Here is a 3,700-nt window from a genome sequence, read left to right on the forward strand (position 1 = left end):
GAGACGGGAAAATAGCACCGATTCCCGGTTCTGGGACGGTGCAGAAAACGCCGAAGGAGGCGTCCTTTTTACGGATTTTGACATGCTGCGATCCTTTTGGGGTAGCACAGCAAAGAAGAGGAAGCGTCCTTTTTCCCTCTAAAGTTGCGCCAAAAGAGGGAAAAAGTATAGCCCGTAGGGGGATCGAACCCCTGGTCTCCTCCGTGAAAGGGAGGCGTCCTAACCGCTAGACCAACGGGCCAAACGTGAGGAGTATATCGTGTCCAAAGGATCGCGTCAAGCCTTGCGGCGGCAACGAAGTACGAAAAGACCGACTCCATAGAACGCTAAGGTTGCCGGCTCAGGAACGACAGCAGAGGATTGGGCAAAGAGCCAGTCACGATTCGCCGGGTCACCAAAGACAGCATTGGAAATTGTAAAGTGATCCTGGCCAGGGAGAATTTGAGCAGTCCCGATAGCTCCTCGGCTGCTCATCGCCGCCTGCATTTTTGCAATCGAAGTCTGTTGATCATTCGGATTTCCCAAATCGTCCACTTCTAGGCTTCCCGCAAAGGCTCGTACCGCCTGACTTTCCAAACCCGCAACCGCATTGGAACCAAAGAAGGCTCCCGGATCACCGACACCAGAAACGGGAATCGCAGCGGCATATTTATGAGGGGCACGGACAACCGCATCCCAGACTCCATCGCCGCCTGAAGACCAGCCCACGAGATACTGCCGGTTGCTGTCCATCAGAGGAAGCGCAATACTATTGCCATTAATATCCGTAAGGCTGGAGCTGCTGGTGAGGTAATCCGGAAGCCCCATCGCACCTCGAAGGCTCGCAGAGATAGGAAACTCCTGGTAGTTGTACGCATCACTTGCCCCGTAGTTGTTCAGCCAGAACTCACCAAACGAGTTATAGCCATAGTTTGCGGAGGCGGTGCTTCCCCAGCGTGCATTGTTTTCGAGATACTCCGGGTCGCTAGCGCCAAAGCTGGCAATACCACGAGGCGCAATGTAGATCGCAGGACGATCAATCAGCTGGAGGGAGTCGGAAAAGGCCCAGCTATCGAGCCCCGTTCCGTCCACGTTCCCTTCATTCACATCGGTGCCATTGCCCCGCTCTCCGGCACCATGTAGATAGGTCACCACAGGCAGTGGAACGGCGGAGTTGTAGGTTCCCGCCGCCGGAATATAGATCTTGACGGGAATGGTACGAGTTACAGTGGTAGGAGCAAGGTTAATCGTCCCACTCAGATTTGTGTATCCCGGAGTGGTATAGGTGTAGGTATAGTTAAAAACCTTCAGATTGCTCTCAACCGGAACCTGAGCAAGAGCCGGAGACAGGAGCATCCCAAAAACAATCAAAGATGCTCCGCCAAGACACCGCAATCGTGGAAAAATCATATCTTTCCTATAATCGCAATTTTCGTGCCAGATTTCCGGTTAGCGACGATGACGAGCCAGTGTTTCTCCGAGTAGTCCTAGGGCTAGCAGACCTAGCGCACCAGGGTTGGGAAACTCGGTGTAGCGGATATTGGCCCCCACAGCCTGGATCGCAGTCACCAGTCACTGGAGCGACTGGGAGTCGCGGCCTAATCCAGCGCCCCATGAAAGCCCCAGAGCGGCGTATTTGCCAGGCTTGCGACCTATGTAGGATCACCGACACCCACCAGCCTGGATTGCGCATGAGCGTGTCCCACGTTCATCTTCACCATGAAGATAGAGAAGCATTGGGTTCTTCTGGGTGGGGTCGTAATTCTCTAGCACAGAGAGACAGTACGGCAAGTTCAGCCCGGAGAGGTCAAAAAATGTCCGCGTTAGCAACGGGCTAATATCGGTAGTTTGTTGACTTGGGCAAGGCTCCCTCAGCGCGAGAGAGAACTGTCCTTCCCAGCACATCTGTTTTGTGAGGGGCAGTGCAGTTGAAATCCTAAGTCAACAAACTACTGATATGCCAAAGAATTATAAAATCTAAACTATGTTCCGGCGTTTTAGGGCATCGTAGGTGGCGTATTTGTAAGACTCCGAGAGAGTCGGGTAGTTGTAGCAAGTACGCAAGAACAGCTCAGCCCCCTGCTCGGCGAGCATGGCGGTCAGGCCAATGTGCACTAGCTCGGAGGCGCTCTCGCCAATAATGTGCACCCCGACGAGCCGCATGTCCTCGCGCCGAAAGACCAGCTTGATAAAACCAAACTGCTCCCCGATAATCTGCCCCCGCGCATTGGCGGCAAAGCTCGCCCGTCCACAGACAATATCCATGCCCTTCTCTTTGGCGCTCTGCTCGGTCTCACCGGCGCTACTGGCCTCGGGGATGGTGTAGATGCCGTAGGGCAGGATCGGGGCGAGATGGCCCGTGAAGTTATTCTCAAACGCGTAGCACATCGCCAAGCGCGCCTGCTCCATGGAGGCTGAGGCCAGCGAGGGAAAGCCGACTACATCGCCTGCTGCGTAGATTGAGGGAACGGCGGTCTGGAAGCACTCGTTGACGGTTAGCAAGCCGCGCTTGGCCGCCTCTAAACCCGCCGCCGCGAGGTTCAGGCTCTCGGTATTGCCACTGCGTCCGGCAGCAATCAAGATGGTGTCGGCAACAATCGAGCCGCCGTAGCGCAGGGCGCAGCGCCAGCCCACCTCATCGCCTTCGTCGTCGCGCTCCACGTGCTCGATCTCATCGGGCATCCGAAAGATAATCCCCAATGCGACCATCCGCTCTTTTAGGGCACGCGAGAGGTCTTTGTCCAGAAATGCGAGCAGCTCATCGCGCGCCTCGATCACGGTGACTTTTACGCCCAGCGTCGCAAAGAGGCAGGCGTACTCACAGCCAATCACCCCGCCGCCCGTAACAATCAGGCTCTGCGGGATTCGCTCCAGATTTAAGATCGTGTCCGAGTCGTAGATATCGGGCTGACCTTGCGGAAAAACCGGCGGGTGCCAAGGCCGAGACCCAGTGGCAATCAGCACGATATCGCCGCGCAGTGTCCGCTCCGAGTCCCCCGACACTTTGATGGTGTGCGCATCCACAAACGAGGCCGCGCCACGAATCAGCTCGATCCCATGGCTCCCCATGCTCCCCGCGATCCGCTGGCGCTCCGTCTCGGCCACGCGCCGCTCTCGCCGCAAGAAGTCCTGAACCGTGGCTCGGTCTCGTAGACACGCATCTATACCGTAGAGCTCACGCTGCTGAAACCCCGAGAGAAAGAGCGCCGTCTCGCGCAGTGTCTTGGACGGCAGTGTCCCCGTGTTAGCCGCAGCCCCGCCTAGATGCTTCCCCTTCTCGATCAGCGCAACCCGCTTCCCGAGGAGCGCCGCCTGTGCCGCCCCTTTCTCACCCGCCGGGCCGGAGCCAATCACGATCAAATCATAGCGCGTCGTTTCTTCCATACCCCTATCGTACCCGCCCCGTGAACGGGACGTCGAGTAGCGCTTCGCGCTGGAAAGCCCGTACCGGGCTGGGGAAGCCTGTAGCCCGGTACGGGTTTTGCGGCCAAAGGCCACTGCAGACGCCCAATTCGATTGGGCGGTATGATGAGCGCATGGGTGTAGGTGGCGGGTGGCGGGGGCCGGATCAGAGCTTGGGGGGCTTGCCTCGGACGTTTGGGTTGCAGAACCGCAACACGGGCGGCGACGGGCCGCAGAAGCCGCTGGATCGGGTGCTACTGCGGCGCGTGCTGACGTGCCTTGCGCCCTACAAGACGCTCTGGGTAGGGATTTTTGGCTG

The 3,700-nt window shown here is 57.6% G+C and carries 4 protein-coding genes and 1 tRNA gene; 1 reads left to right on the forward strand and 4 read right to left on the reverse strand.

Going from position 1 to position 3,700, the window contains the following annotated elements; translation table 11 throughout:
- Positions 1 to 168 precede the first annotated feature (168 nt).
- From RMO15_RS31705 to sthA, 4 genes are all read right to left on the reverse strand, one after another.
- Positions 169 to 241: transfer RNA gene (locus RMO15_RS31705), tRNA-Glu, on the reverse strand.
- Between the two features lie 35 nt (positions 242 to 276).
- On the reverse strand, positions 277 to 1,389 hold the full coding sequence (locus tag RMO15_RS31710; RefSeq protein WP_309722828.1) for a hypothetical protein: 1,113 nt from the start codon (positions 1,387 to 1,389) through the stop codon (positions 277 to 279).
- 39 nt (positions 1,390 to 1,428) lie between these two features.
- The gene (locus tag RMO15_RS33530; RefSeq protein ID WP_369016187.1) at positions 1,429 to 1,548 is read right to left on the reverse strand and encodes a PEP-CTERM sorting domain-containing protein; all 120 of its coding nucleotides are present in this window, start codon (positions 1,546 to 1,548) and stop codon (positions 1,429 to 1,431) included.
- A 408-nt stretch (positions 1,549 to 1,956) separates the two neighbouring features.
- The gene (gene sthA / locus RMO15_RS31715) at positions 1,957 to 3,363 is read right to left on the reverse strand and encodes a Si-specific NAD(P)(+) transhydrogenase (protein WP_309722829.1); all 1,407 of its coding nucleotides are present in this window, start codon (positions 3,361 to 3,363) and stop codon (positions 1,957 to 1,959) included.
- A 152-nt stretch (positions 3,364 to 3,515) separates the two neighbouring features.
- Here sthA and RMO15_RS31720 point away from each other — a divergent pair.
- On the forward strand, positions 3,516 to 3,700 hold a 185-nt coding region (locus RMO15_RS31720), incomplete at its 3' end, for a hypothetical protein (protein WP_309722831.1).

This window comes from Armatimonas sp., from assembly GCF_031410135.1.
Taxonomy (GTDB): domain Bacteria; phylum Armatimonadota; class Armatimonadia; order Armatimonadales; family Armatimonadaceae; genus Armatimonas.